Source organism: Micromonospora sp. C51, from assembly GCF_018070435.1.
In the GTDB taxonomy this organism is placed as follows: Bacteria; Actinomycetota; Actinomycetes; order Mycobacteriales; family Micromonosporaceae; genus Micromonospora; species Micromonospora sediminimaris.
This window is the reverse complement of sequence record NZ_JAGPXQ010000003.1, coordinates 85,250-112,200: the sequence shown is the minus strand read 5'-3', so window position 1 is coordinate 112,200 and position 26,951 is coordinate 85,250. Positions and strand designations below refer to the sequence as shown.

20 protein-coding genes and 1 pseudogene are annotated in these 26,951 nt (G+C 71.1%); 4 read left to right on the top strand and 17 right to left on the bottom strand.

Annotated features, from left to right (window positions below; all coding sequences use genetic code 11):
- Nucleotides 1–8: 8 nt before the first annotated feature.
- The 5 genes and pseudogenes from KBX50_RS05855 to KBX50_RS05835 all read right to left on the bottom strand — a co-directional run bounded on the left by KBX50_RS05855 (nt 9) and on the right by KBX50_RS05835 (nt 5,702).
- Nucleotides 9–653 (bottom strand): acetyltransferase, encoded by a 645-nt coding sequence (locus KBX50_RS05855; protein WP_210935299.1) that lies wholly within the window; start codon nt 651–653, stop codon nt 9–11.
- The gene (locus KBX50_RS05850) at nt 650–1,798 is read right to left on the bottom strand and encodes a DegT/DnrJ/EryC1/StrS aminotransferase family protein (protein ID WP_210935297.1); all 1,149 of its coding nucleotides are present in this window, start codon (nt 1,796–1,798) and stop codon (nt 650–652) included. Before KBX50_RS05850 ends, KBX50_RS05855 begins: the two co-directional genes overlap by 4 nt.
- Nucleotides 1,795–2,448, bottom strand: coding sequence for a sugar transferase (locus KBX50_RS05845; protein WP_275415495.1), 654 nt, complete (start codon nt 2,446–2,448; stop codon nt 1,795–1,797). Before KBX50_RS05845 ends, KBX50_RS05850 begins: the two co-directional genes overlap by 4 nt.
- A 182-nt stretch (nt 2,449–2,630) precedes the next feature.
- The gene (locus KBX50_RS05840) at nt 2,631–3,065 is read right to left on the bottom strand and encodes a hypothetical protein (RefSeq protein ID WP_210935295.1); all 435 of its coding nucleotides are present in this window, start codon (nt 3,063–3,065) and stop codon (nt 2,631–2,633) included.
- Nucleotides 3,066–3,330: 265 nt separating this feature from the next.
- Nucleotides 3,331–5,702, bottom strand: a pseudogene (locus KBX50_RS05835) (Tex family protein).
- 62 nt (nt 5,703–5,764) lie between these two features.
- Here KBX50_RS05835 and KBX50_RS05830 point away from each other — a divergent pair.
- The gene (locus tag KBX50_RS05830) at nt 5,765–7,276 is read left to right on the top strand and encodes a deoxyguanosinetriphosphate triphosphohydrolase family protein (RefSeq protein WP_210935293.1); all 1,512 of its coding nucleotides are present in this window, start codon (nt 5,765–5,767) and stop codon (nt 7,274–7,276) included.
- 38 nt (nt 7,277–7,314) lie between these two features.
- On the opposite strand, the gene KBX50_RS05825 is transcribed toward KBX50_RS05830, so the two are convergent.
- The 6 genes from KBX50_RS05825 to KBX50_RS05800 all read right to left on the bottom strand — a co-directional run bounded on the left by KBX50_RS05825 (nt 7,315) and on the right by KBX50_RS05800 (nt 14,385).
- Nucleotides 7,315–8,466, bottom strand: a complete 1,152-nt coding sequence (locus KBX50_RS05825; RefSeq protein WP_210935291.1) for an MBL fold metallo-hydrolase — start codon at nt 8,464–8,466, stop codon at nt 7,315–7,317.
- 51 nt (nt 8,467–8,517) lie between these two features.
- Nucleotides 8,518–9,540 carry a serine hydrolase gene (locus tag KBX50_RS05820; protein ID WP_307870855.1) on the bottom strand — a complete coding sequence of 341 codons (1,023 nt, stop codon included), beginning with the start codon at nt 9,538–9,540 and terminating at the stop codon, nt 8,518–8,520.
- A gap of 81 nt (nt 9,541–9,621) precedes the next feature.
- Complete coding sequence (locus KBX50_RS05815) at nt 9,622–10,803, bottom strand: zinc-dependent alcohol dehydrogenase (protein WP_210935289.1); 1,182 nt, start codon at nt 10,801–10,803, stop codon at nt 9,622–9,624.
- 191 nt (nt 10,804–10,994) lie between these two features.
- Nucleotides 10,995–11,756, bottom strand: coding sequence for a succinate dehydrogenase/fumarate reductase iron-sulfur subunit (locus KBX50_RS05810; protein ID WP_210935287.1), 762 nt, complete (start codon nt 11,754–11,756; stop codon nt 10,995–10,997).
- Nucleotides 11,753–13,690, bottom strand: coding sequence for a fumarate reductase/succinate dehydrogenase flavoprotein subunit (locus KBX50_RS05805; protein ID WP_210935285.1), 1,938 nt, complete (start codon nt 13,688–13,690; stop codon nt 11,753–11,755). The genes KBX50_RS05810 and KBX50_RS05805 overlap by 4 nt, the downstream gene beginning before the upstream one ends.
- Before the next feature lie 2 nt (nt 13,691–13,692).
- On the bottom strand, nt 13,693–14,385 hold the full coding sequence (locus tag KBX50_RS05800) for a succinate dehydrogenase cytochrome b subunit (RefSeq protein WP_281561933.1): 693 nt from the start codon (nt 14,383–14,385) through the stop codon (nt 13,693–13,695).
- A 77-nt stretch (nt 14,386–14,462) separates the two neighbouring features.
- Between KBX50_RS05800 and KBX50_RS05795 the strand changes: the two genes are divergently transcribed.
- Nucleotides 14,463–15,395: a LysR family transcriptional regulator gene (locus KBX50_RS05795; RefSeq protein WP_210935283.1), complete on the top strand. Its 933-nt coding sequence runs from the start codon at nt 14,463–14,465 to the stop codon at nt 15,393–15,395.
- 39 nt (nt 15,396–15,434) lie between these two features.
- Here KBX50_RS05795 and KBX50_RS05790 read toward each other — a convergent pair whose 3' ends face one another.
- Nucleotides 15,435–15,782, bottom strand: a complete 348-nt coding sequence (locus KBX50_RS05790; protein ID WP_210935281.1) for a hypothetical protein — start codon at nt 15,780–15,782, stop codon at nt 15,435–15,437.
- Nucleotides 15,783–15,881: 99 nt separating this feature from the next.
- Entirely contained in the window at nt 15,882–19,943 is a 4,062-nt protein-coding gene (hrpA, locus tag KBX50_RS05785; protein ID WP_210935279.1) for an ATP-dependent RNA helicase HrpA, read from the bottom strand.
- A 400-nt stretch (nt 19,944–20,343) separates the two neighbouring features.
- Here hrpA and KBX50_RS05780 point away from each other — a divergent pair, with 400 nt between their 5' ends.
- Complete coding sequence (locus tag KBX50_RS05780) at nt 20,344–20,724, top strand: cytidine deaminase (RefSeq protein ID WP_210935278.1); 381 nt, start codon at nt 20,344–20,346, stop codon at nt 20,722–20,724.
- Nucleotides 20,725–20,839: 115 nt separating this feature from the next.
- On the opposite strand, the gene KBX50_RS05775 is transcribed toward KBX50_RS05780, so the two are convergent.
- From KBX50_RS05775 to trmB, 4 genes are all read right to left on the bottom strand, one after another.
- The gene (locus KBX50_RS05775) at nt 20,840–21,733 is read right to left on the bottom strand and encodes a hypothetical protein (RefSeq protein WP_210935277.1); all 894 of its coding nucleotides are present in this window, start codon (nt 21,731–21,733) and stop codon (nt 20,840–20,842) included.
- A 302-nt stretch (nt 21,734–22,035) separates the two neighbouring features.
- Nucleotides 22,036–22,686, bottom strand: a complete 651-nt coding sequence (locus tag KBX50_RS05770; RefSeq protein WP_210935276.1) for a hypothetical protein — start codon at nt 22,684–22,686, stop codon at nt 22,036–22,038.
- Between the two features lie 113 nt (nt 22,687–22,799).
- Nucleotides 22,800–25,304, bottom strand: a complete 2,505-nt coding sequence (locus KBX50_RS05765) for an RNA helicase (protein WP_210935275.1) — start codon at nt 25,302–25,304, stop codon at nt 22,800–22,802.
- A 124-nt stretch (nt 25,305–25,428) separates the two neighbouring features.
- On the bottom strand, nt 25,429–26,052 hold the full coding sequence (gene trmB / locus KBX50_RS05760) for a tRNA (guanosine(46)-N7)-methyltransferase TrmB (RefSeq protein WP_247673237.1): 624 nt from the start codon (nt 26,050–26,052) through the stop codon (nt 25,429–25,431).
- Between the two features lie 222 nt (nt 26,053–26,274).
- On the opposite strand from trmB, the gene KBX50_RS05755 reads away from it, so the two are divergent.
- Nucleotides 26,275–26,898 (top strand): hypothetical protein, encoded by a 624-nt coding sequence (locus KBX50_RS05755; RefSeq protein WP_210935274.1) that lies wholly within the window; start codon nt 26,275–26,277, stop codon nt 26,896–26,898.
- The last annotated feature ends 53 nt before the right edge of the window (nt 26,899–26,951 follow it).

The following is a 26,951-nucleotide window of genomic DNA, read 5'->3' as shown; positions in this document are numbered from 1 at the left end:
GGACCGGGTCAGCGGGCCGGCACGCCCTTGACCACGACGCTGTCGGGCACGTCACGCACCACGCAGGCGCCCGCGCCGACGGTGCTGTCCCGACCCACCCGCAACCCCTGCAACACGGCGGCGGTGGTGCCGACGAGTACGCCCTCCGCCAGCCGACACTCACCGGAGACCGCGGCCAGCGGATTCACCGACACGTGGTCGGCCAGCTCGCAGTCGTGCCCGACGGTGCAGTTCTGGTTGAGATGCACGTGCCGCCCGAGAGTGACGTTTGTGGTGACCCGAGCCCCGGCAAAGACGACCAGACCCGGGCCGTGCCGCAGGTCCGGGCCGAGCGTGGCGTCGGGGTGCACGAGACTGGCCGCCGGTATCCCGTACCTGTCGACCCGTTCGGCTACCGCACGCCGGATCCGTGGGTCACCGACGCCGATGACGTGGTGGGTGTCGGCGGGTGCCTCGGCGAACCAGGACATGCCACCGAGGTACGGCACGTCGAGCTGCTGCACCCGCTTGAGGTTCACCTCGTTCGGACCGTCGTCGACGAAGCCCAGCACCTGCCAACGGGGCAGGAGGGCAGCGGCGTTCACGGCGCGGGCGACGGTCAGGACCTCCCGACCGTGTCCGCCGCAGCCGACGATGACCAGGGGTACCGTCACGCCGCCGGGACTCCGGTCCGTGCCACCAGAAACTCGTCGATCGCCGAGAGCACGGCAGTGACTTGCGGTTCGGTGAGAGCGCTGCCGCTGGGCAGGGTCAACCCCTCGGCGTAGAGACGCTCGGCGGCTCCGGTGAGCTGGCTCTCCGTGTCGGCGTACGCCGGTTGCAGATGCATCGGCTTCCACACCGGACGGGTCTCGATGTGCCGGGCGGCCAGGTGGGCGGCCAGGTCCGCCACGGTCCAGCCGGAACGGCGCGGGTCCACCCGGATGCTGGTCAGCCAGCAGTTCGAGCCGGTGTCCTCGGCGCCGACCAGGTCGGCCCCCGGCACCGGGGCGAAAAGTTTGGCGTACCGGTCGCGTAGTCGCCGCCGGCGGTCGATCATCCCGTCCAGCCGAATCAGCTGGGCTCGGCCCAACGCCGCGAGCAGGTTGCTCAATCGGTAGTTGTAACCGGTCTCCCGGTGCTCATAGTGGGGGACCGGCTCGCGTGCCTGGGTGGACAGGTGCCGCGCCCGGTCGAGCAGCGTCAGGTCGTCGCCGACGAGCATGCCACCGCCGGAGGTGGTCATGATCTTGTTTCCGTTGAAGGAAAGGGCGCCCACCCGGCCGAAGGAACCGGCTGGCCGGCCGAGATGCGTGGCGCCGAGCGCCTCCGCGGCATCCTCGATCACCGGAACGCCTGCGGCGGCGCAGATCGGCAGCAGCGCGGTGTAGTCGGCGCAGCTGCCGAACATGTCGACCGGGATCACCGCGCCGATCCGCTCCCCACGAGAGCGCAAATCATGTAGCAGTTCAGCGACGAGCGCGACGTCGATGTTGCCGGTGCGCGGATCGCAGTCGACGAAGACCGGCCGGGCCCTGGTGTAACGGACGGCGTTGGCGGTGGCGACGAAGGTCAGTGTGGGTACCAGCACCACGTCGCCCGGGCCGACGCCCAGCCCCAGCAGCGCCAGGTGCAGCGCAGCGGTGCCGGAACTGACCGCCACCGCACCCCGGGTGCCCACCCGGGCGGCGACCTCCCGCTCGAAGGCGTCGAGATCCGGACCTACCGGCGCCACCCAGCCGGAGCGCAGCGCCGCGATCAGGTACGACTCCTCCAACGGCCCGATGTCCGGCGAGGACAGGAGAATGGTGTCGGTCATCGTCGGCTCCCGAGGAACTCGGGCATGGTGGCGTTGCCGTCGGCCGAGATGCCGTCCCGGCGCAGCACCGTGCCGACGGTGGCGGCCAGGATCGACAGGTCGAGGCGGAGGCTGCGGCTGGTCACGTACTCCACGTCGAGCGAGAACTTGGCGTCCCAGTCGAGGCTGTTGCGCCCGCGTACCTGGGCCAGCCCGGTGATACCCGGGCGGACCTCGTGCCGTCGCGCCTGGGTGGGGGAGTACCTGCTCAGATACTCCGGTAGCAGCGGTCGGGGACCGACGATGCTCATGTCACCGCGTAGCACGCACCAGAGCGTCGGCAGTTCGTCCAGGCTGGTGGCCCGCAGCCAGCGGCCGAGCGGGGTGAGCCGGTCGGCGTCGGTCAGCAGCCCCCGGGCCGAATCGGGTGCCCGCATGGTGCGAAATTTGATCAACTCGAACGGTCGGTCGTCCCGCCCGATGCGGCACTGCCGGAACAGCACCGGTCGGCCCAGCCGCACCGCGACGGCCGCCGCGACTGCCGCCATCAGCGGCGCGGTCAACAGCAGCAGCGCGGTCGCGACGACCACGTCGAACAGCCGTTTGACCGGGTCGTCCGGCCGCGCGGGCCGGGGCGGGCGCGTCGGCGCGGTCACCGAGGATACGGGCACCGTTCTGACCTCCGTACGTCAACCGGTCATAGTAGACAAACGGGTTGTATCAGACTGACGGCTCGTGACATCGGAAAATAGCGACAGTCGACACGGATCCCGACACGTCAACCGGCGGGGACACGCAAAGGACACGCGTCCCGGCGTGCCGCGTCAGCTCGGGTGTGTCGCGTAGCCGCTGGTCAGAGGTCTGCGTCGCCCGCGTCGAGCCGACGCTGCAACATGATCCGCAGTGGTAGCGACTCGCCGTCCCGGGCACCCTCGCCGACGATCAGCGGGGCCGGGTCGGGCTGCGGGTCGGCACCGAGGAGCCGGGCGCGCAGCGAGCGCGGCACGGTCAGCAGGTGGAAGCGCCCCTCCACGTCGACCGCCCGGCTGTGCGCCCGGTCGATGTACCAGCCGTGCAGACCCGTCCGGTAGTGGGCCCGGCCGTCATGCGACCGGGCGACAAGTCGAGTGGTGGCCAGGCCGCGCCGCCGCGCCTCGGCGACGAACGCGCTGACCAGCGCCGCCGCCTCCGCCTGCTCGGCTTCCCGGCGTCGCTGCGCGGCCGCCGCGTGCGCCAGCACCGCCTGCTGCCGCGTCTCCCGCCACTCCGCGCCGCCGTCGCTCCCCACGACCCGACGGTACGCCACCCGCCACCCGCCCTTCGGGGCTCCCCACTCTGTTGCCACCGGGGCTTCGGCGGGCTCCCGGGTGTGCGGGTCGAGACCCTTTGCTCTGCTTCAACCCACGCATCAGCGGTGCGCCAAAATCGTTGCGTCCGTTGAAGCAGAGCAAAGGGCGCGAGGTGGTGTGTGCCTCGGCTGGTGCCGACGGCCGTGGCCGGCGCGACTGGGTACGCGTCCCGCCGGACACGGCCGTTGGCGAGGGAGGTTCGCTCTAGAGCAGGCCCGCGCGGCGCAGCGCGTCGGCCATCGCACCGTCGGCGGGCGCGGCCGAGCCGCCGCCCTGGCGCACCTGTCCGCCCCGTCCCTGGCCGCCCTTCCCGCCACGACCCTGGCCACCCCGGCCCTGCCCGTCGCGGCCCTGTCCGGTACGCCCGTCACGGCCCTGCCCGGCCGGCCCGCCAGGGCCCTGCTGGCGCGCGCCGTCCCGGCCGCCACCACGTCCGGCACCGGGCTCGGACTCGTCGTCCAGGCGCAGGGTCAGCGAGATGCGCTTGCGCGGCACGTCGACGTCCAGCACCTTGACCTTCACCACGTCGCCGGACTTCACCACGTCGCGGGGGTCCTTCACGAAGGTGCGGGACATCGCCGACACGTGCACCAGGCCGTCCTGGTGCACGCCGACGTCCACGAACGCGCCGAACGCCGCCACGTTTGTGACGACACCCTCCAGCACCATCCCGGGCACGAGATCACTGATCTTCTCCACACCCTCGACGAAGGTCGCCGTCTTGAACTCGGGTCGTGGGTCGCGGCCCGGCTTCTCCAACTCGGCGAGGATGTCGGTGACGGTGGGCAGGCCGAACGTGTCGTCGACGAAGTCGGTCGCGCGCAGGCCACGCAGGATCGAAGACTTGCCGATGACCGAGCGCAGGTCCTGGCCGGTGCTGGCCAGGATCCGGCGGACCACCGGGTACGCCTCGGGGTGCACGCTTGACGAGTCCAGCGGGTCGTCGCCGTCGGGGATGCGCAGGAAGCCGGCGCACTGCTCGAACGCCTTCGGGCCGAGCCGGGCGACCTTCTTCAGCTCGGCCCGGGTGCGGAACGGGCCGTTGGCGTCCCGGTGCAGCACGATGTTCTCGGCCAGCCCGGCACCGATGCCGGAGACCCGGGTCAGCAGCGGCGCTGAGGCGGTGTTGACGTCCACGCCGACGCCGTTGACACAGTCCTCCACCACCGCGTCCAACGACCGGGAGAGCTTCACCTCGGACAGGTCGTGCTGGTACTGCCCGACGCCGATGGAGCGCGGGTCGATCTTCACCAGCTCGGCGAGCGGGTCCTGCAGGCGGCGGGCGATGGAGACCGCGCCGCGCAGCGAGACGTCCAGCCCGGGCAGTTCCTGGGCGGCGTACGCGGAGGCGGAGTAGACCGACGCGCCGGCCTCGGAGACCACCACCTTTGTCAGCTTCAGCTCCGGGTGCCGCTTGATCAGGTCACCGGCCAGCTTGTCGGTCTCCCGGCTGGCGGTGCCGTTGCCGATGGCGACCAGCTCGACCCCGTGCGCGGCGGCCAGCGTGGCGAGGGTGTGCAGCGAGGCGTCCCACTGCCGGCGCGGCTCGTGCGGGTAGATCGTGTCGGTGGCGACCACCTTGCCGGTCGCGTCCACCACTGCCACCTTCACCCCGGTCCGCAGGCCCGGGTCCAACCCCATGGTGGGCCGGGCACCGGCCGGCGCGGCCAGCAGCAGGTCCCGCAGGTTGGTGGCGAAGACCCGGACGGCCTCCTCCTCGGCCGCCTGCCAGAGTCGCATCCGCAGGTCCGCGCCGAGGTGGATGAGGATCCGGGTTCGCCAGGCCCAGCGCACCGTGTCGGCCAGCCACCGGTCGGCGGGCCGCCCCTGGTCACTCACCCCGAACCGGCCGGCGATGGCGGCCTCATAGCGGGTCGGCCCGGTCACCACCGCGTCGGCGTCGCCCTCGGCCTCCGGGTCCATGGTCAGGTCGAGTACGCCCTCCTTCTCGCCCCGGAACATGGCCAGGATGCGGTGCGAGGGCAGCTTCGGGTACGGCTCGGCGAAGTCGAAGTAGTCGGCGAACTTCGCGCCGGCGCTCTCCTGTCCCTCGCGTACCCGGGACACCAGCCGGCCCCGCGACCACATCTGCTCGCGCAGCGTGCCGATCAGGTCGGCGTCCTCGGCGAACCGCTCGATCAGGATGGCCCGCGCCCCGTCCAGCGCGGCTCCACCGACGGGTCACCGAGCAGCGTGTCGGCCAGGGGTTCCAGGCCGGCCTCGCGGGCGATCTGTGCCCGGGTCCGTCGCTTCGGCTTGTACGGCAGGTAGATGTCCTCCAGGCGGGACTTCGAGTCGGCCGCCATGATCTGTGCTTCCAGGGCCTCGTCGAGCTTGCCCTGGGAACGGATGGACTCCAGCACCGCCGCGCGCCGCTCGTCCAGCTCGCGCAGGTACCGCAGGCGCTCCTCAAGCGTGCGCAGTTGGGTGTCGTCGAGCAGGCCGGTGGCCTCCTTCCGGTACCGCGCGATGAACGGCACGGTGGCACCACCGTCGAGCAGCTCCACGGCCGCGCGTACCTGGCGCTCGGCGACGCCGAGTTCCTCGGCGATCCGCTGATGAACAGAGAGGGTCACGATGTCGCTCCGGCTTCGGGTGTGGGTTCCGTGGTGCATTCTGCCGGGCTACCGTGGCGATCATGGAACCACCTGTGGACCCCCGGGCGCGCCGACTCTTCGGCGGCAGCGCGCGGGCCCTCGGCGACCTGGCGACCAGCCCGTTCCGGGCCGACCGGGACCGCATCGTCGGCTCGCCGTTCTTCACCCGGCTCGGCGGCGTCACCCAGGTGGTCAGCCCGGGCGGGTCCGGGCTGCTGGTGCACAACCGGCTGACCCACAGCCTGAAGGTCGCCCAGGTGGCCCGGGCGATCGCCGAGCGGCTCACCGCCGACGACCACCAACGCGACCTGGTGGAGAAGCTCGGCGGCTGCGACCCGGACGTGGTGGAGGCCGCCGCGCTCGCCCACGACCTCGGGCACCCGCCCTTCGGGCACCTGGGGGAGCGGGTGCTGGACCGGCTGGCCCGGCACCGGCTCGGCCTGACCGACGGGTTCGAGGGCAACGCCCAGTCGTACCGGATCGTCACCTCGACCGAGATCCGGGGCGCGGCGACCACCGGCCTGGACCTGACCGCCGCGGTGCGGGCGGCGATGCTGAAGTACCCGTGGACCCGGCTGGACCACCCCGACCCGCACCCCCGGACGATGGATCCGCCGCCGCGCGGCGCGACCCCGCCGCCCGACGACCCGGACAGCGGCTCGCTGAAGTTCGGGGCGTACCGCACGGAACTGGACGACCTGCGGCAGGCGCGGGCACCGTTCGCCGGCCGGATCGCCGACTGGCAGCAGACCGTCGAGGCGTCGGTGATGGACACCGCCGACGACATCGCGTACGCCATCCACGACGTGGAGGACTTCTACCGGGTCGGGGTGCTTCAGCAGGGCGCGGTCGCCGCCGAGCTGATGGCCTGGCAGCGCGAGGGCGGTCATCTGCGGGCGATCACCGACTCCGCGCTGGCCACCTCGGCCCGCCGGCCGGGCTCGTCGATCGAGCGGCTGCGCCGTCAACTGCACCACAAGGACGCCTGGATCGCCGACGACGAGGCGTTCGCCGCCGCCGTCGAGCACGTCCGGGAGGAACTGGTCGAGGGGCTGCTCGCGCTGCCGTTCGACGGTTCGATCGAGGCGGAGCAGTACGTGGCCCGCTTCTCCGCCCGGTGGACCACCCGTTTCGTGGACGCGATCACCGTGGTCGAGCAGCCCGCCGTACGCTCCGGGCACGTGCTGCTGGCCCCGGCCCAGTGGCACGAGGTGCAGGTGCTCAAGTTCGTCCACCACCGATTCGTGCTGGCCCGTCCCGACCTGGCGTTGCACCAGCGGGGGCAGGCCCGGCTGCTCGACACCCTGGTCGACGCGCTGCGCGAGTGGCTGCTGGATCCGGAGGAGGAGTCCCGGCTGCCGCGGCGGCTGCACGACCTGGTGGAGTTGGCCGAGGCGGAACTGCATCCGCGTACCCCGGACCGGCTCGGCAAGGCGCGCGGCCGGGCCATCGTGGACTTCGTCGCCCAGCTCACCGACGGTCAGGCGGTGGCGATGCTGGACGCGCTCTCCGGCCGCTCCGGCGCCCTCTGGACCGACGCCTTTGTCCTCTGAGTCGGGCCGGGGCTCGGTAACCCCAGGCCGTCGGCGGCTCAGGCGATGGCCTGCCACCAGCCGTCGACCGGCGGTGGGTCGTCGACCACCACCCGCTCGCCGGGGCGCGGCACGGCCAGTCGCACGTCGCGGGCCTTCGCCTCGGCCCAGAGCCGGTCCACCGGCTCGGACCAGTCGTGCAGGGCGAGGTTGAACGTGGCCCAGTGCACCGGAATGAACAGCCCACCGCGCAGGTCCAGGTGGGCGGCGACCGCCTCCTCCGGGAACATGTGGATGCCCGGCCAGGCCCGGTCGTACGCGCCGATCTGCATCAGCGTCACGTCGAACGGCCCGTGCGCGGTGCCGATCTCGGCGTACCCGCCGAAGTAGCCGGAGTCTCCGGTGTAGTAGACGCGGCGCTGCTGGCCGGCCACCACCCAGGAACTCCACAGCGTGCCGTTGCGGCGCAGGCCCCGGCCGGAGAAGTGCTGGGCGGCGGTGCAGGTGATCTCCAGCCCGGCCACCCGGTGGGTCTGCGACCAGTCCAACTCGATGATTCGCTCCGCCGGTACCCCCCAGCGGTCCAGGTGGGCACCGACCCCGAGCGGCACCAGGAACGGCGCCGACTGCCGGGCGGTCAGCTCCCGCACCGTGCCCATGTCGAGATGGTCGTAGTGGTCGTGCGAGATCAGGATCGCGTCGATTCGGGGCAGTTCGTCGAGGCGTACCGGGGGCTCGTGCAGTCGGCGCGGGCCGACCGCCGTCGACGGGGAGCACCTGTCGCTCCACACCGGGTCCAGCAGCACCCGCTTGCCCTCGATCTCGATCAGGGCGGAGGCGTGGCCGTACCAGACGATGTTCAGCTCGCGCGCCGGGTCGATCCCGGTCTGGGCGGCCGGTCGCAGCAGCGGCACGGGTGCGCCCGGCCGACGCTTCTGCTTGCCGAAGAGCAGTTCCCGGAACAGGTTGCGGTCGCTGACGGGCACCATCGTGCGGGTGTCCGTCCGGTTGTGGAAGACGCCGTCCCGGAACTGCGGTGACCGGGCCGCCCGTTCGGCGCGGGCGCCGGCCAGCCGGCCGCCGATCGCGGCCGGCACGTTCCGCGCGGCCCAGGCCGCTCCGGCGAGCCCGGCCAACGCGGCCAGGCCCGCCACCGACCCGGTGATCCGCCGACCGGTCGTACGTCCGCTCGGCTTGTTCGGCGCCCGCATGGTCCCCCCTCGGTTGATCCCGAGGTCCACGGTAGCCGTCACCGGCCGGGTTCAGCCGCCGTTGCTGGGGCGGTACGTGTGCTCGCGGTGGGTGGTGCCGGTGCCACCGAAACCGGCGGTCAGGTCCATGACCCGCCGGCCCCACCGGGCCCGTGCCTGCACGGCGGGGTGGGTGGCGCCGAAGTCGTCCGCGCCGGCCTGCCCGTCGGCGAAGAGTGCGTACGTCACAAGTGGCGCACCCGCAGTGTCGAAGATCACTCCCGCTTCGTGCCGGGCGTCGACGAACCAGCCGGCCTTGGTGGCGACGCGGGCCCGTTCGGCGGAGGACATCTCGCGGCGTACCCCGTCGGTGAAGGCCACCGGCGAGCGCAGCAGCCGCAGCACTCGATCGGTCGAGGCGGGGGAGAGCAGGGTGCCGGCGACCAGCGCCCGCAGCAGGTCGTGCGTCTCCCGTGGGGTGCTGGTGCCCAGGAAGAAGCGGTTCGGGTTGGCCACCGGCTGCACCTGGGTGTTCGGGAAGCCCTTGGCGACCAGGATCTGGTTGACCTCGGCGGCCGGGCAGACCAGCCCGCAGAGCCGTACCGCGGTGTCGTCGGAGACGGTCAGCAGGTTCGCCAGGACGTGGCCGACGGTGACCAGGCTGGGGTAGGCGCCGTCCAGGCTGAAGATGCCGTCCCCGCCGGTCACCACGATCGCCTCGGTCACCTCCACCTGGTGGTCGAGGGTGAGCAGGCCCCGGTCGACCTTGTCCAGCACCGCGACCGCCACGGCGATCTTGTTGACGCTGTACGCCTCGATCCGCAGGTCCGCCGACTCGTCCACCGCGACCAACGGCCCGTCCGGGCTGGCCAGGCTGACGTACGCCTGCCAGTTCCCGCCGGCCCGGCTGCTCACCCGTTCAAAGGCGGCGGCGATCCGGGCGGCGAGCCGCTGGCGATCACTGCCCGACCCGCCACCCGTGCCCGCCTGCTCGGTGGGGTCAGCGGCGGCGGGCATCGCGGTGCCGAACACGGCGCCGGCCGTCGCCACGGTGCCCAGGCCGAGCGCGGTCCTGCGGTCCATCCGGATGGTCACTCGTCTCTCCCATCGGTCCCCTGGTGTGTCCACGACACACCCTAGGCCGAAGGATCGACGTAGGTGATCCCGTCGATGGGCTCACGGGGCGAGAACGACCTTCACGCAGCCGTCCTGCTTCTTCTGGAACATCTCGTACGCCTGCGGCGCCTGCTCCAGCGGCAGCCGGTGGGTACGCAGGTCGGTCACGCCGAGCGGGTCCTCGTCGGTGAGCAGCGGGATGATCTCGTCGGTCCAGCGCCGCACGTGGCACTGACCCATCCGCACCTGGATGCCCCGGTCGAACATCTCCATCAGCGGCAACGGGTCGACCTCGCCGCCGTACACCCCGGAGATGGAGACGGTGCCGCCGCGCCGGACGGCCTTGAGCGCCGCCTTGAGCGCGACCAGCCGGTCGATCCCGACCTTGTCGATCATCGGCTGGGCGAGCTTGTCCGGCAGCAGCCCGGCGGCGGCCTGGCCGAGCTTGCCCAGCGGCGCGCCGTGCGACTCCATCCCGACCGCGTCGATCACGGCGTCCGGCCCGCGGCCGTCCACCAGGTCGATCAACGTGCCGGGCACGTCATCGAGCTGGGAGATGTCGAGCACCTCCACACCGTGCCGGCGGGCCATCTCCAGCCGCTCCGGCACCAGGTCGAGGCCGATCACCCGGTCCGCGCCGAGGTGGCGGCCGATGCGGGCGCAGAACTGGCCGACCGGCCCCAGGCCGAAGACCGCCAGGGTGCCGCCGCGCGGGGTGTCGGCGTACTTCACGGCCTGCCAGGCGGTCGGCAGGATGTCGGAGAGGTAGAGCCAGCGCTCGTCCGGACCCTCGGCCGGCACCGTGATCGGGCCGAACTCGGCGTACGGGACGCGGAGGAACTGGGCCTGCCCGCCGGGCACCGCCCCGTAGAGGGAGGTGTAGCCGAACAGCGCGGCACCCTTGCCTTCGGCGGTGACCTGGGTGGTCTCGCACTGGGCGTAGAGCTGCCGCTGGCACATCCAGCAGGATCCGCAGGAGATGTTGAACGGCACCACCACCCGGTCGCCGGGCTTGAGCCGGGTCACCCCGGGCCCGACCTCCTCGACGATGCCCATCGGTTCGTGGCCGAGGATGTCACCCGGCTTGAGGTAGGGCCCGAGGACTTCGTACAGGTGCAGGTCGGAGCCGCAGATGGCGGTGGAGGTGATCCGTACGATCGCGTCGGTCGGCTCCTCGATCCTCGGGTCGGGCACGTCCTCGACCCGTACGTCCCGCTTGCCCTGCCACGTCAGTGCCCGCATGCCGCCCCCTCCTACCTCGCCGCCGTCCCCCTAGCTCACCCACTACCCCCACCAACGCCCCCTAACCGACCACCCCCACCCCCGCCCCCACTCGCAAGGTTGATCATGAGGTTGGCGGCAGTCGTTGATCTTCAAACTGCCGCCAACCTCATGATCAACGGAGCAGGTGGGTGGGGGTGGGGGTGGGGTGGTCAGGTGCCGGGGGTGTCGGCGTGGCGGGTGGTGGCGGCCAGGTAGTCGCGGTTGAGGCGGCCGATGGTGGTCAGCGGGATGCCCTTCGGGCAGACCACCGTGCACTCGCCGGCGTTGGTGCAGCCGCCGAAACCGGCCTCGTCGTGCGCGTCGACCATGCCGATCACCCGGGTGTGGCGCTCCGGCTGGCCCTGGGGGAGTAGCGAGAGCTGGGTGACCTTGGCCGCGGTGAACAGCATGCCGGAGCCGTTCGGGCAGGCGGCCACGCAGGCGCCGCAGCCGATGCAGGCGGCGGACTCGAAGGCGGCGTCGGCGTCGGCCTTGGCCACCGGTACGGAGTGCGCCTCCGGCGCGCTGCCGGTGGGCGCGGTGACGTACCCGCCAGCGGCGATGATCGTGTCGAAGGCGTTGCGGTTGACCACCAGGTCCTTGATGACCGGGAAGGCCCGGGCCCGCCACGGCTCGATGTCGATGGTGTCGCCGTCTTTGAACTGCCGCATGTGCAGCTGGCAGGCGGTGGTGCCGCGCTGCGGACCGTGCGCGTCGCCGTTGATCATGAGGCCGCACATGCCGCAGATGCCCTCACGGCAGTCGTGGTCGAAGGCGACCGGCTCCTCACCGGCGAGGATGAGCCGCTCGTTGAGCACGTCGAGCATCTCCAGGAACGACATGTCCGGGGAGACGTCGTCGACCTGGTACTTCACCATCCGACCCTTGTCCTGGGGGCCGGACTGGCGCCAGATGCGCAGGGTCAGGTTCACTTGTAGCTCCGCTGCGTGGGGTGGACGTATTCGAAGTTCAGGTCTTCCTTGTGCAGCACCGAGGGCTCACCCGTGGCGGTGAACTCCCAGGCCGCCACGTACGCGAACCGGTCGTCGTCGCGCTGGGCCTCGCCCTCGGGCGTCTGGTGCTCGGCGCGGAAGTGGCCGCCGCAGGACTCCTCGCGATGCAGGGCGTCGATGCACATCAGCTCGGCCAGCTCGAAGAAGTCGGCGACCCGGCCGGCCTTCTCCAGCGACTGGTTGAGCCCCTCGCCGTTGCCCGGCACCCGGACCCGCTGCCAGAACTGGTCCCGCAGGGCGCGGATCTCGTCGATCGCCTTGCGCAGCCCGGCCTCGGAGCGCTCCATGCCGCAGTGCTCCCACATGATCTGGCCCAGCTCGCGGTGGAACGAGTCCACCGTCCGGTCACCGTCGATCGCGAGGAGCCGCTGGATGCGGTCCTCCACGTCGCGACGGGCCTCGACGGCCGCCGGGTGGGTCGCGTCGACCTTCTCGAACGGGCCGGCGGCGAGATAGTTGGCGACCGTGTTGGGCAGCACGAAGTACCCGTCGGCCAGGCCCTGCATCAGGGCTGAGGCGCCGAGCCGGTTCGCGCCGTGGTCGGAGAAGTTCGCCTCACCGATGACGAACAGGCCGGGGATGGTCGACTGGAGGTCGTAGTCCACCCACAGGCCGCCCATCGTGTAGTGCACCGCGGGGTATATCCGCATCGGCACCTCGTACGGGTCCTCGCCGGTGATCCGCTCGTACATCTCGAAGAGGTTGCCGTACTTGGCCTCGATGGCCTTGCGGCCGAGCCGGTCGATGGCGTCGGCGAAGTCGAGGTAGACCCCGAGCTTCGTCGGGCCAACGCCCCGGCCCTCGTCGCAGACGTTCTTCGCGGCGCGGGAGGCGATGTCGCGGGGCACCAGGTTGCCGAAGGACGGGTAGATGCGCTCCAGGTAGTAGTCGCGCTCGTCCTCGGGGATGTCGCGGGGGGCCCGGTCGTCGTCCTTGGCCTTCGGCACCCAGACCCGGCCGTCGTTGCGCAGCGACTCGCTCATCAGGGTCAGCTTCGACTGGTGGTCGCCGGAGACCGGGATGCAGGTCGGGTGGATCTGGGTGTAGCAGGGGTTGGCGAAGTACGCGCCCTTGCGGTGCGCCCGCCAGGTGGCCGTGACGTTGCAGCCCTTGGCGTTGGTGGAGAGGTAGAAGACGTTGCCGTAGCCGCCGGAGGCGAGCACCACCGCGTCGGCGAACTCCGTGGTGATCTCGCCGGTGACCATGTCCCGGACCACGATGCCCCGGGCCTTGCCGTCGACGACGATCAGCTCCAGCATCTCGTGCCGGGCGTTCATCTCCACGTTGCCCAGGCCGATCTGCCGCTCCAACGCCTGGTACGCGCCGAGCAGCAACTGCTGGCCCGTCTGGCCCCGGGCGTAGAAGGTGCGCTGCACCTGCGCGCCACCGAACGAACGGGTGTCGAGCAGACCGCCGTACTCGCGGGCGAAGGGCACGCCCTGGGCGACGCACTGGTCGATGATGTTGACCGAGACCTCGGCCAGCCGGTGCACGTTCGACTCGCGGGAGCGGAAGTCACCGCCCTTGACGGTGTCGTAGAAGAGCCGGTGCACCGAGTCGCCGTCGTTGCGGTAGTTCTTGGCGGCGTTGATGCCGCCCTGCGCGGCGATCGAGTGCGCCCGGCGGGGGCTGTCCTGGTAGCAGTACGACTTGACCCGGTAGCCCTGCTCGGCGAGCGTGGCCGCGGCGGAGCCACCGGCCAGGCCGGTGCCGACCACGATCACGGTCATCTTGCGGCGGTTGGCCGGGTTGACCAGCTTCGCCTCGAAGCGGCGACGTTCCCAGCGGGTCTCGATCGGCCCGTCGGGAGCCCTGGTGTCGGCGATCGGGTCGCCCTCGGTGAACAGATCCATGGTCAGGACACCAATCCGGTGAGTACGGCGAACGGGACCACGAGGTAGCCGGCGCAGAGCGCGACCGCGAAGACCAGCGCCACCGCCCGGGCCCGCTGCTCGCCGCGCGGGGTCTGCTGGCCCAGGCTGCGCAGTGCGCTGAACACGCCGTGCCGAAGGTGGAAGCCGAGCGCGACGATCGCCAGCGTGTAGAAGGCCGTGACGTACCAGCGTTCCGGGGCGAAGTCGGCGACCACGTTCGCGTACGGCCGGGACGGGTCGCCGACCGGGTTCAGCGTGCCGGTGGTCAGGTCGAGGATGTGGTAGATCACGAAGAGCAGGATGATCACGCCGCCCCACCGCATGGTCCGGGCGGCGTAGCTGCCCCGGACCTTCTTGCGGTGGGCGTAGCGCACCGGGCGGGCGGCGCGGGCGCGCAGCGCCAGTACCGTGGCGGCCCAGATGTGCAGCAGCACCGCCGCCAGCAGGCCGACCCGTTGGATCCACAGGAACCCGGCGCTGGGCAGCAGCGGAACGCCGATCTCGCGCAACCAGTGCGCGTAGTGGTCGAACGAGGACGCGCCCGAGAAGATCTTCAGGTTGCCCAGCATGTGGGCGATGAGGAACAGCACCAGCAGGATGCCCGTCACCGCCATGACGGCCTTGAGGCCGACATTGGATCGGATGGGCGACCGGGTTCTCGTCGTGACTACCACTCGACCGACGCTAGGAGCACTTCGATCAGTCGTCCAATGCATCGACACCGCAGTCTTGATAGCCATAAGCTATGTAGATGCAGCTCCATCAGCTGAAGTACTTCGTCGCAGTGGCTGAAGTACGACATTTCACCCAGGCGGCCGACGTCGTGGGCATCACCCAGCCCTCATTGAGTAAGCAAATTCACGCGTTGGAGGACACCCTCGGCGCGCCACTGTTCGAGCGGGTAAGGGGCAACATAACGCTTACCGCAGCGGGGGAGGTGCTGCTGCCGTTGGCCAAGCGGATCCTGGCCGACGTCGAGACCGCCACCCGGGAGGTGCAGGAACTGGTCGGCCTGCGACGTGGCCGGGTACGCCTCGGGGCCACCCCCAGCCTCGCCACCTCCCTCGCCCCGCCGGTGCTCCGCCGGTTCCGCGACGCCCACCCGACCGTCGACCTGCGAATGGAGGAGGGCGGCTCGCAGGATCTCGTCCGTGACCTGCTCCGGGGCGACCTCGACCTCGCGCTGATCATCATGCCTGCCCAGGGCACCGATCCCGGCCTGCGGGCCGACCCGATCCTCACCGAGAGCCTGGTGGTCGCCTCGGTCGACCCGGTGCCCACCGCCACGCCCGGTGCCGACCTGCGCATCACCGACCTGCGCGACCAGCCCCTGGTGATGTTCCGCGAGGGCTACGACCTGCGCGACGCCACCCTCCAGGCGTGCCGGGCCGCCGGCTTCGAACCGATCCTGTCGGTGGACGGCGGGGAGATGGACGCGGTGCTCAGTTTCGTCGAGGCCGGGCTGGGCATCGCCGTGGTCCCCGGCATGGTGGTGGCCCGCCGGACCGGCATCCGCGTCACCCGGCTCGCTCCTCCGGGCGTACGCCGCACCATCGCCGTGGCCCGCCGCCGCGACGCGGTGCCCACCCACGCCGGCCGAGAACTACGCCGCATCCTGCTCGACTACGTGCACACCGCCACCGCCACCGCCCAGCTCCCGCCCGGCGTCGAACCCCTGCCCTAGGCGTTCGCGACGGCGAGCGTTGTGGCGATCCGCGTCGGGCTACCAGCGACGCACGGCACGCCAGTCCTCGGCTGCTGCCACCGCTCGCTTGCCCGATTCTCGCTCCATCCGGAGCCGCTCCCGGTGCCGAAATCCTTTGTACAGCTTGTAGCCCGCGTAGCAGGGAACAAACAGCGCGGCCACAAAGAAGACGGAGAACACACCTGCGGCGCCGTCGTCGCGGACCAGGAGCCAGACGTACGCGGCCGTGCCGACAGAGAAGACGCCAGCGAGCACCCGATCGACCACACTGGTGGTGGCGAATGACGTCACGGCGACCGCGAACAGCACCACGGCACTCATCACGAGACCGACGACATAACAAATCATGATTATCGTCAGGAACACGTGGCCTCCAGGCATTCGCCAGTCGCCAGCCGACCAGCATCGCAAACCATAGCGGATCGCGACCGATCCCGGATCGCCACGACGACCTGCAGTTATCGGTCAGCGCCCTTCGGCGTCGTCCATGGCGCGGTAGATGCGTTGTTCGGAGACGGGGTAGGGGGTGCCGAGGGCCTGGGCGAAGATGCTGACCCGTAACTCCTCGATCATCCAGCGGATCTGGCGCACCGCCTGCGACGAGCGTCGCGCCGGGGGTAGGGCGGCCAGTAGGTCGTCGTACTCGCGTTGCACCACCGCGACGCGGTCCTGCTGCTGCTTGTCCCGCGCCGGGTTGCCCGGCAGCCGGTCCAGCCGACGCTCGATCGCGGTCAGGTAGCGCAGCAGGTCGGGCAGCCGGGCGTACCCGGCCTCGGTGATGAAGCCGGCGTGCACGAGGCCGGTGAGCTGGTTGCGGACGTCGGCCAGGGCGGCCACCACGGCCAGGTTCCGCGTCGCGCCGAGGCGCTGCTGCACCGCGTACGCGGTGGCGAGCACCGCCCGGACCCGGTCCATCACCGCCACCACCGTGTCCACCAACTCGGCCCGGACCTTCTCGCGCAGCGCGGCGAAACCCGCCTCGTCCCAGGCCGGCCCGCCCGCGTCGGCGATCAGCTTGTCGATCGCCGCGCCGGCCGCATCCTCGATCAACGCCTGCACCCCGCCGTGCGGGTTGCGGGACAACGCCAGCTTCGCCTCGTTGGTCAACCGGCCCTGGAGGAACTTCGCCGGGGACGGCACGGTCAGCCGCAGCAGCCGACGGGTGCCGGCCCAGTGGGCGGCCTCCTGCTCGGCCGGGGAGTCGAACACCTTCACGCCGACCGTGGCGCCCTCGTCCACAAGCGCCGGGTAGGCGGTCACCGCGTACCCGGCCCGTACCTGCTCGATGGTGCGCGGCAGCGTACCGATCTCCCAGCCGGTCAGCCCCGATCGGGCCACCTCCGGCGCGGCGGCGGCCACCACCTGGCGTACCTCCGCCTTGAGCTGACGTTGCAGGGCCGGCAGATCCTTGCCCTCGGCGACCGGTTTGTCGTCGTCGCCGAGCACCCGGAAAGTGACCCGCAGGTGCGGCGGCAGCCTGCCCAGATCCCAGGCGTCCCTCGGCACGGTCACCCCGGTCATCCGCCGCAGCTGTCGGGTCAGCGCGTCCAGCAGCGGCTCCTCGCCGGGAGTGATCGCGGCCAGCGCGGCGCGGGCGTAGTCGGGCACCGGCACGAAGTTGCGCCGTACCGGCTTCGGCAGCGACCGGATCAGCGCCACGACCAGTTCCTCGCGCAGCCCCGGCACCTGCCAGTCGAAGCTCTCGGCGGGCACCTGGTTGAGCAACGGCAGCGGAATGTCCACCGTCACGCCGTCGGTCGCCGTACCCGGGTCGAACGTGTACGTCAGCGGCAACGCCACCCCCTCGGTCCGCCACTCGTCGGGGTAGTCGGCCTCGTCCAGCCCGCCCCGGCCCGCGTTGACCAGCAGCTCCCGGGTGAAGGTGAGCAGCTCGGGTCGCTCCCGACGGGTCTTCTTCCACCAGCTGTCGAAGTGCCGACCGGAGACCACGTCGGCCGGGATGCGTTCGTCGTAGAACTGGAAGATCGTCTCGTCGTCGACCAGGATGTCGCGGCGCCGGGCCCGGTTCTCCAACTCCTCGATCTCGGTCAGCAGCCGCTGGTTGTCCCGCCAGAACTGGTGGTGGGTGGACCAGTCGCCCTCGACCAGCGCGTGCCGGATGAACAACTCCCGGCTCAGCGTCGGGTCGATCCGACCGAAGTTGACCTTGCGGGAGGTGACCAGCGGGACGCCGAAGAGGGTGACCTTCTCGTACGCCATCACCGCCGCCTGCTTCTTCTCCCAGTGCGGCTCGCTGTAGCTGCGTTTGACCAGGTGCTGGGCGAGCGGCTCGACCCACTCGGGTTCGATTCGCCCGTTCACCCGCCCCCAGAGCCGGGAGGTCTCCACCAGCTCGGCGGCCATCACCCAGCGGGGCGGCTTGCGGAACAGCGCCGAGCCCGGGAACAGGGCGAACTTCGCCCCGCGCGCGCCCAGGTACTCGTGCTTCTGCGCGTCCTTGAGGCCGACGTGCGACAGCAGGCCGGGCAGCAGCGACTGGTGCACCTTCGGTGTGTCGATCTCCTCCGGCAGGTCCGCGCCGGCCTGACGTCGCCCGCCGCCGCCGTCGGGCGCGGCGTCCGCGCCGCCCCGCCGGCCCCGTCCCCGGTTCCGGTCGTCAGGGGTACGCAGCACCTGGCGCAACTGACTGACGATGTCCTGCCACTCCCGGACCCGCAGGTAGTTGAGGTACTCGGCCCGACACATCCGCCGGAACGCGCTTGAGGAAAGTGCCCGCTGCTGCTCCCGCAGGTACCGCCACAGGTTGAGGTACGCGACGAAGTCGGATTCGGCGTCGGCGAACCGGGCGTGCGCCTGGTCGGCCTGGGCCTGCTTCTCCGCCGGCCGCTCGCGTGGATCCTGGATCGACAGGGCCGCGGCGATCACCATCACCTCGGTGGCACAGCCGTTGCGTTCGCCCTCCAGGACCATCCGGGCCAGCCGGGGGTCGACCGGCAACTGGGCCAGCCGCCGGCCGAGGGACGTGAGCCGTCGGCTCGGCTCGGTCTCGGTCGGGTCGATCGCGCCCAGCTCGTGCAACAGGTTCACGCCGTCGGTGATGTTGCGGCGGTCCGGCGGGTCGATGAACGGGAACGCGGCGATGTCGCCCAGCCCGATGGCGGTCATCTGGAGGATGACCGAGGCCAGGTTGGTCCGCAGGATCTCCGGATCGGTGAACTCGGGGCGGGAGGCGAAGTCCTGCTCGTCGTAGAGCCGGATGCAGATGCCGTCCGAGGTACGCCCGCAGCGGCCCTTGCGCTGGTTGGCGCTGGCCTGGGAGATCGGCTCGATCGGCAGCCGCTGCACCTTCAGCCGCTGCGAGTAGCGGGAGATCCGGGCGGTGCCGGGATCCACCACGTACTTGATGCCCGGCACAGTCAGCGAGGTCTCCGCGACGTTCGTGGCCAGCACCACCCGCCGCCCGCCGTGCGGGGCGAAGACCCGGTGCTGTTCGGCGACGCTGAGTCGGGCGTACAGCGGCAGGATCTCGGTGTTGTGCAGGGGCCGCCGGTGCTGCACCAGCTTGCCCAGCGCCTCGGCGGTGTCCCGGATCTCCCGCTCACCGCTGAGGAAGACCAGGATGTCGCCCGGCCCCTCGGCGGCCAGCTCCTCGACCGCGTCACCGATCGCCTGGATCTGGTCGCGGACGTTCTCCTCGTCGGTGTCCTCCTCGTCGCCGTCGGCGACCTCGACCAGTGGCCGGTAGCGCACCTCGACCGGGTAGGTCCGGCCGGAGACCTCCACCACCGGCGCCGGCTCGCCGTCGGGATGCTCGGCGGTCGGTGGCCCGGCGAAATGCCGCGCGAACCTGTCGGTCTCGATGGTCGCCGAGGTGATGATCACCTTGAGGTCGGGGCGGCGCGGCAGGAGCTGCCGAAGGTACCCGAGAATGAAGTCGATGTTGAGGCTGCGCTCGTGCGCCTCGTCGATGATCAACGTGTCGTACTGGCGCAGCATCCGGTCGGTCTGCAACTCAGCCAGCAGGATGCCGTCGGTCATCAGCTTGACCAGGCTGTTCTCGCCCACCTGATCGGTGAAGCGCACCTTGTAGCCGACCACGTCACCGAGTTCGGTCCCCAACTCCTCGGCGATCCGGTCGGCCACCGTACGCGCCGCCAACCGCCGGGGCTGGGTGTGCCCGATCAGGCCGCCGATGCCACGCCCCAGCTCCAGGCAGATCTTCGGCAACTGGGTGGTCTTGCCCGAACCGGTCTCGCCCGCCACGATCACCACCTGGTGATCGCGGATCGCCGCGGCGATGTCATCCTTGCGGTCGCTGACCGGCAGACTTGCCGGGTAGACGATCTTCGGTACCGCGGCTTTCCGCCGCTCCAGCCGACCCTCCGCCGCAGCCGTCTCGGCGACGATCTCCGCCAGCACCGACTCGCGTCGCTGCGGGTCGCGTAGCTTCCGCAGCCCGTCGAGTCGACGGCGCAGCTGACGCTGGTCGCGGAACATCAGCGGGGAGAGGCGACGCTGCAACTCCCGAACGGGATCGGTCGCGGCGGGTGAGGCTGGATTCTGCATGTCGTGGCCAAGGATAGGCAGCCGATTGCCGGTCCGCCTCCTGGTTACCCGCGCCGTGCCCCGCATGCTCGGATCGGCTGGCCGAGGCACCTCCCGTGCTCTGCTCCACCCGCCCTTGCTCCACCGGCCTGGCTCTATCCGGGGCATGGCTCTACCGGGCCTTGCTCTACCGGGCCTCGCTCTGCTTCACCGGGCCTTGCTCCACCGGGCCTTGCTCTGCTTCACCGGGCGCAACGGCTGCGGCCGGTAACTGATGCGTGGGTTGAAGCAGAGCGGGCAGGCGACGTAGACCCTTTCCGACGATGTCGCGCAGCGCGTACCAGGGGGGCGGTGGCGTGCCACCGTCGAGGGGGAGGTCTATCGTTGGGCGCCGGGCTGGGAGCGGGACACGGGGACGCCGATGACGATGCGTGACACCGATCGGGCGCTGGTGCAGGCCGCCAGCGCGGTGGCGAAGCTGCGTTGCCGCAGCGCCACCCACACCCTCGCCACGGCGGCGCGTACCGCCGACGGTCGGGTGATCTCCGCAGTCAACGTGGTGCACGCCACGGGAGGGGCCTGCCCCGAGACGGTCGCGCTCGGCACCGCCGCCACGCAGGGCGTGGCAGAGCTGGAGACAATCGTCACCGTCGGCGACCGCGGCCGGTCCCTCGTCACCCCCTGCGACCCCTGCCGCCAGCTCCTGGCCGACCGCTATCCGGCCTTACGCGTCATAGTCGGCAACCCCGAGGATCCGAAGGTCGTGCCCGTCACCGACCTGACCCCACCCACCCCCCACTAGGGTGCCCTGCTCGCACCTCTGATCACGGGCGGTGTTGCCGTCTGCGCTTGTGCCCGTCTGCGCTTGTGCCCGTTTGCGCTTGTGCCCGTCTGCCCTTGTGCGTGGGGTGGCGGGATCAGCGGGTGCGGGTGCGTATTGCCTGGCGGAGTTCGGCGAGGAAGCCGTCGAAGTCCTCGCGGAGCCGCTGGGCGGTCACGTGCAACACGATCCAGTCATCGCCGAGCAGGCGGTTGAGGCGTCGCCGGTCGCGATGGAGTTGCTGCGGATCGTCGTGCCAGAGCCCGTCGTACTCAACCGCGATCTTCAACTCTGGCCAGGCGAGGTCGACCCGGGCGATGAACCTGCCGTCACGTTCTACCACGAACTGGGTGACAGGCCGACGAACACCGGCCAGCACGATCCGCACCCGCAGCCGCGACTCCTGAGCCGACTCCGCGCCCGGGTCGGCCAGCTGTGTCACCCGAAGCATGCGTTTCCAGCCCCGGGCACCGCGCCGCCGGTCCGCCATCTCCCGCAACTGTTCGGCGCGTACCAGTCGTTGGCCGAGCAGCCGGTCCACCAGGACCACGGCCTCCTCGACGCCGAGCCATTGAGCCAGATCCCAGCAAGTCCGTAAGGGCGTGGTGACCGGCATGCCGGCGTGCGACAGCACATCGGCCTCGGCGACCTCGCCGGTGTGCACCACCAGACCGGCGACCGGCCCGAAGCGGAGACCGGCGGGCACGAGGATGTCGAGCGGATCGGCGTCCCCGATGAACCCGACACCGAACAGCGCGGCGGCGCTCCGACCGGCGATCACCGCCCCGGGTGGGAGCACCCACCGCGCCGCGGCCAGGCATCGGGTGCGGTGCGAGATCGTGAGCTGTGCGTCGGCGTACACGTCCCGGAAGACTGGTCGCCACGCCCTGCTGCGTAGTTCGCCCCGGGTCAGTAGCCCTCGGGCCACAGCACGGGAACCACGGAAGACGCGCCCGCGCAGTTGCGGTGGACGCCGAGCGGATTTGGCCATGCCGTCCACGATGGACGACCGCAAGCACTGCCCGCCGCCCCTGTGGATAACTCCGCCGCCCCGCCGCCCCTGTGGATAACCCCGCCACCCCGCCGCCCCGCCCCGACGGGGCGCGACTGCTTAAGCAACTTCGGGGAAAGTGCTGCCTCTGGGTGCGTCGAGGCGACACTTTGCCCGAAGTTGCTCATATTTCTGCGGCACGGCACGGCACGGCACGGCACGGCACGGGCGGCATGGCAAGGCATGGCACGGCACGGGCGGCATGGCATGGCACGGGCGGGGCAGAGCGGGGCGGGTTGGGGTCAGGCGGCGGCGGACCAGATGGCGCGGAAGGCGGCTGCCTCGCCGGCGAGCCAGCTTTCGATCTCGTGGGGCCTGGCGTTGTCGGGCATCCGGTGGGTGATGCCCCGGCGTACGTCTACCAGGACCGGCTCGGCGTGCGGGAGCACGGCGTCCATGTGACGGGCGGTCAGGTGCAGTGCCGCCAGGGTCGCCTCCTCGCTGGGCGGGGCCTCGTCGAAGTGCAGGCGTACCGCCTCGGCGCGACCGTCGGCGTACCGGATGCCGAAGTGGGGGTTGATCTTGATTGGAAGGTCGCCGAGCATGGCCAGCGCGTCGCGGGTCTGGGCCAGGTCGACCTCGGCGGGCTCGCCGAGCGAGTGCAGCCAGGCCGTCGCGCCGGGCACGAGCGACTGGTAGAGCGGGCGCCAGCGGGGCTTGACCACGTCGACCACCTGCGTCAGGTGGGTGCCGCCGGTGTGGAAGGCGATGTCGGCCTTGAGTGCCTTGACGAACTGGCCGTGCGGGTTGAACCCGGAACGGCTCGCCCGCTGTCGGCGTAGGCCGCCGACAAAGCTGGCCTTGGTCGGGCCGGTGCGGTCGACGTACCGGGTGAAACCGAGGAGGGTGGCGTACGGCGTGAGGGGGGCGGAGACGGTCGCGGTCACGAGCATCCTCCCAGGTCAGGAACTCAATTAGTACATACATTCTAATCGACGACCCTGACATCGCCCAGGGCACGAAAGGGGCCGCCCGGGCATCCCGGACGGCCCCCGTAGGAAAATTTTCAGAGCTGGCCGACGTCGGTGATCCGCACGACGGCGGCACCCGCCTCGTCGGAGGCGGCCAGGTCGACTTCGGCGCTGATGCCCCAGTCGTGGTCGCCCTCCGGGTCGTCCAGAATCTGCCGCACCGTCCAGCGCTCCCGACCCTGTTCGATCATCAGCAGCGCCGGGCCGCGGGCGTCCGGGCCGGTTCCAATGCCGTCGTACGACTCGAAGTAGGGCTCCAGCGCGTCGGCCCAGGCGTCGGCGGGCCAACCGGAGTCGGCGTCCAGCTCGCCCAGCGCGTCCCACTGCCGCAGCGCGGCCAGCTCCACTCGCCGGAACAGGGCGTTGCGCACCAGCACCCGGAACGCCCGCGGGTTGCGGGTCACCGCCGCCGGCCGGTCGTCCAGGGCGGCGGCCACCTCGGGCAGGTCGGTCGGGTTGCGTAGCCGCTCCCACTCGTCGATGAGGCTGGAGTCGACCTGGCGGACCAGCTCACCCAGCCACTCGATCAGGTCGACAAGTTCCTCGGTCTTGGCCTCCTCGGGCACCGTCTGCCGCAGCGTCTTGTACGCGTCGGCCAGGTAGCGCAGCACCAGCCCCTCCGAGCGGGACAGCCCGTAGAACTGCACGTACTCGGTGAAGGTCATCGCCCGCTCGTACATGTCCCGCACGACGGACTTGGGGGAGAGCTGGTGGTCGGCCACCCACGGGTGCCCCCGCCGGTACATCTCGTAGGCGTTCTCCAGCAGCTCGGCGAGCGGCTTGGGCCAGGTCACCTCGTCGAGCAGTTCGAGCCGAGCCTCGTACTCGATGCCCTCCGCCTTCATCGCGGCGACCGCCTCGCCGCGAGCCTTGAACTGCTGCGCGGAGAGCACCTGGCGCGGGTCGTCGAGGATCGACTCGATCACCGACAGCACATCCAGGGCGTACGACGGCGACTCGCTGTCCAGCAGCTCGATGGTGGCCAGCGCGAGGGGCGACAGCGGCTGGTTGAGCGCGAAGTCGAGTTGCAGGTCGACGGTGAGCCGGACCCGCCGACCGGTCTCGTCCGGCTCGGGCAGCTCCTCGACCACGCCGCCGGCCCGCAACGCCCGGTAGATGGCGATGGCCCGGCGGATGTGCCGGCGCTGTGCCGCCGCGTCCTCGTGGTTGTCGGTGAGCAGGTGCCGCATGGCCACGAACGCGTCACCGGGGCGGCCGATGACGTTGAGCAGCATCGAGTGGCTGACCTGGAAGCTGGAGGTGAGCGGTTCCGGTTCGGCCTCCACCAGGCGGTCGAAGGTCGGCTTGCCCCAGCCGATGGAGCCCTCCGGCGGCTTCTTGCGGACCACCTTGCGCCGCTTCTTCGGGTCGTCGCCCGCCTTGGCGAGGGCCTTCTCGTTCTCGATGACGTGTTCGGGCGCCTGCACGACGACCCGGCCGATGGTGTCGAATCCGGCCCGGCCGGCCCGGCCGGCGATCTGGTGGAACTCGCGGGCCTTGAGCAGCCGGGTGCGTACCCCGTCGTACTTGGACAGGCCGGTGAACAGCACCGTGCGAATCGGCACGTTGATCCCGACGCCGAGGGTGTCCGTACCGCAGATGACCTTGAGCAGCCCGGCCTGGGCCAGGGTCTCCACCAGCCGGCGGTACTTGGGCAGCATCCCGGCGTGGTGCACGCCGATGCCATGCCGGACCAGCCGGGACAGGGTCTTGCCGAAGCCGGAGGTGAACCGGAACCCGCCGATCGCCGCCGCGATCAGGTCCTTCTCGGCCCGGGTGCAGACGTTGACGCTCATCAGCGCCTGGGCGCGTTCCAGGGCGGCGGCCTGGGTGAAGTGCACCACGTACACCGGGGCCTGCTTGGTCTCCAGCAACTCTTCGAGGGTCTCGTGCAGCGGCGTCATCGCGTACGAGAAGAGCAGCGGGACCGGCCGCTCGGCCGAGCGGACGACGGCGGTCGCCCGGCCGGTACGCCGGGTCAGGTCGTCGACGAACCGGGTGGTGTCGCCAAGCGTGGCCGACATCAGCACGAACTGGGCCTGCGGCAGCTCGATCAGCGGCACCTGCCAGGCCCAGCCCCGGTCCGGTTCGGCGTAGAAGTGGAACTCGTCCATGACCACCTGGCCGACGTCGGCCCGGCTGCCCTCGCGCAGCGCCAGGTTGGCCAGGATCTCCGCGGTGCAGCAGATGATCGGGGCGTCGGCGTTGACGCTGGCGTCGCCGGTGAGCATCCCGACGTTCTCGGCACCGAAGACCTCACACAACGCGAAGAACTTCTCCGACACCAGCGCCTTGATCGGCGCGGTGTAGAAGGTCGTCCGGTCGTCGGCCAGGGCGGCGAAGTGCGCGGCGATGGCGACCAGGCTCTTGCCCGAGCCGGTCGGGGTATTCATGATCACGTTCGCCCCGGAGACGATCTCGATGACCGCCTCCTCCTGGTGGGGGTAGAGGTCCAGGCCGCGCTCGGACGCCCAACTGGCGAACGCGTCGTAGAGGGTGTCGGGGTCGGCGGTCTTCGGCAGCGCGGCGGTGAGTGTCATGGCCGGTCCATGGTGCCTGGATCACGCGCCGCGACGCCAACCGGGGCGGGCCGGGCACCGGTCATCGAGGCCAGCCGGGCAGAGCCGGGCAGCCGGCGCGCGGGCCGGCCGGCGGCGCGCCACCTCAGCGGCGGCGGTAGATCAGATCGGCGACCGGGCGGCCGGCGCGCAGCGCCCGCCGCTCGAACCGGGTCACCGGCCGGTACGCGGGCCGGGGAGCGTACCCGTCGTAGGCGTTGACCAGGCCAGGGTCGGCGTCCAGCGTCGCCCGCATCGCCTCGGCGTACTCCGCCCAGTCGGTGGCGCAGTGCAGCGTGCCGCCGACCGCCAACCGGGAACGCAACCGCGCCACATGCGTCGGCTGGATCAGCCGCCGCTTGTGGTGGCGGGACTTCGGCCACGGGTCCGGAAAGAAGACGTGTACCGCGTCCAGCGAGGCGGCTGGCAGCAGATCGAGCAACTCCATCACGTCGCCCTCGACGATCCGGACATTGCCCAGGTCACGAAGGTGGATCAGGTCCAGCAGGTTCGCGATTCCCGGGGTGTGCACCTCGACCGCCAGATAATCTCGATCCGGGTCGGCGGCGGCCATTTCGGCGGTCGCATCGCCCATGCCGGATCCGATCTCGACCACCAGTGGGGCCCGGCGGCCGAACAGGCCGACGGGGTCGAACGGGGCGGCGTCGGCGACGCGCAGCCCGTACCTCGGCCAGAGCTGGTCCAACGCCGTCACCTGCCGGCCGCTCATCCGGCCGCGCCGGGGGTGGTAGGTACGGATCGCCCGCGCCAGGTGCGGCGCGGCGACGGCGGGAGTCGGGTCGGTGGAGGTCACCACCAACCGAGCCTACGCGAGCACCACGCAAGACCGGATGTGATGTACGCCCGGTGGTGAGACCATCATCGGTGGAAGGCAGGACCGGGTGTCCGGCAGTGCCCGGCGACCGCAACCGGCGCACCGGGAGGGGGCATCGTGTCAGCAGCCACGCATACTCGTCCGGCGCTCTCCGCTGCTTCGCCGCGTACCGTCGCAGCCTTCGCTTCGTTGCTCGCGCTCACCCTGGCCACTCCGCTGCTCGCGGCGGCGCCGGCCGTGGCGTCACCCGCGCGGGCCGCCGTCGCGCCGGTCGCCGCCGGGCAACCCGGCGGTGGGCAACCCGGCGCGCCTGCGGGCGCACCGCAGCCGGGCCCGACCGTGTTCGTGGAGGTCTCGCCGAGCATGGTGGAACCGGGCCATCTGGTCGGGCTGCGGGCCAGCTGCCACGACAACTCGGTGGGCGCCATCGTCGTCTCGGACGCGTTCGGCCGGGTCGCCGTGCAGCCGCAGCGCGGGCTGCTGACCGGCACCGCGATGGTCAAGGAGCGGGTGCTCCCCGGCAACTACCGGGTCAAGCTGGAGTGCCGGGGCGGCGAGACCGCGTCCACCATGATCCAGGTCGTACGCCAGATGAAGCCCAGTCGAGGCCCGGCGACCGGCTTCGGCGGTGGTGCCGGCAACATCACCGCCAATCTGCTGCTCCCCGGCGGTCTGGCGCTGACCGTCACCGGGATGGTCCTCTGGGTCACCGCGACCCGCCGTCGCGGTAGCCGACGGTGAGCCGCCATGACCGCCGCCCGCACCCCCCGTCCCGCCGGTAGTCCACCCCGCCC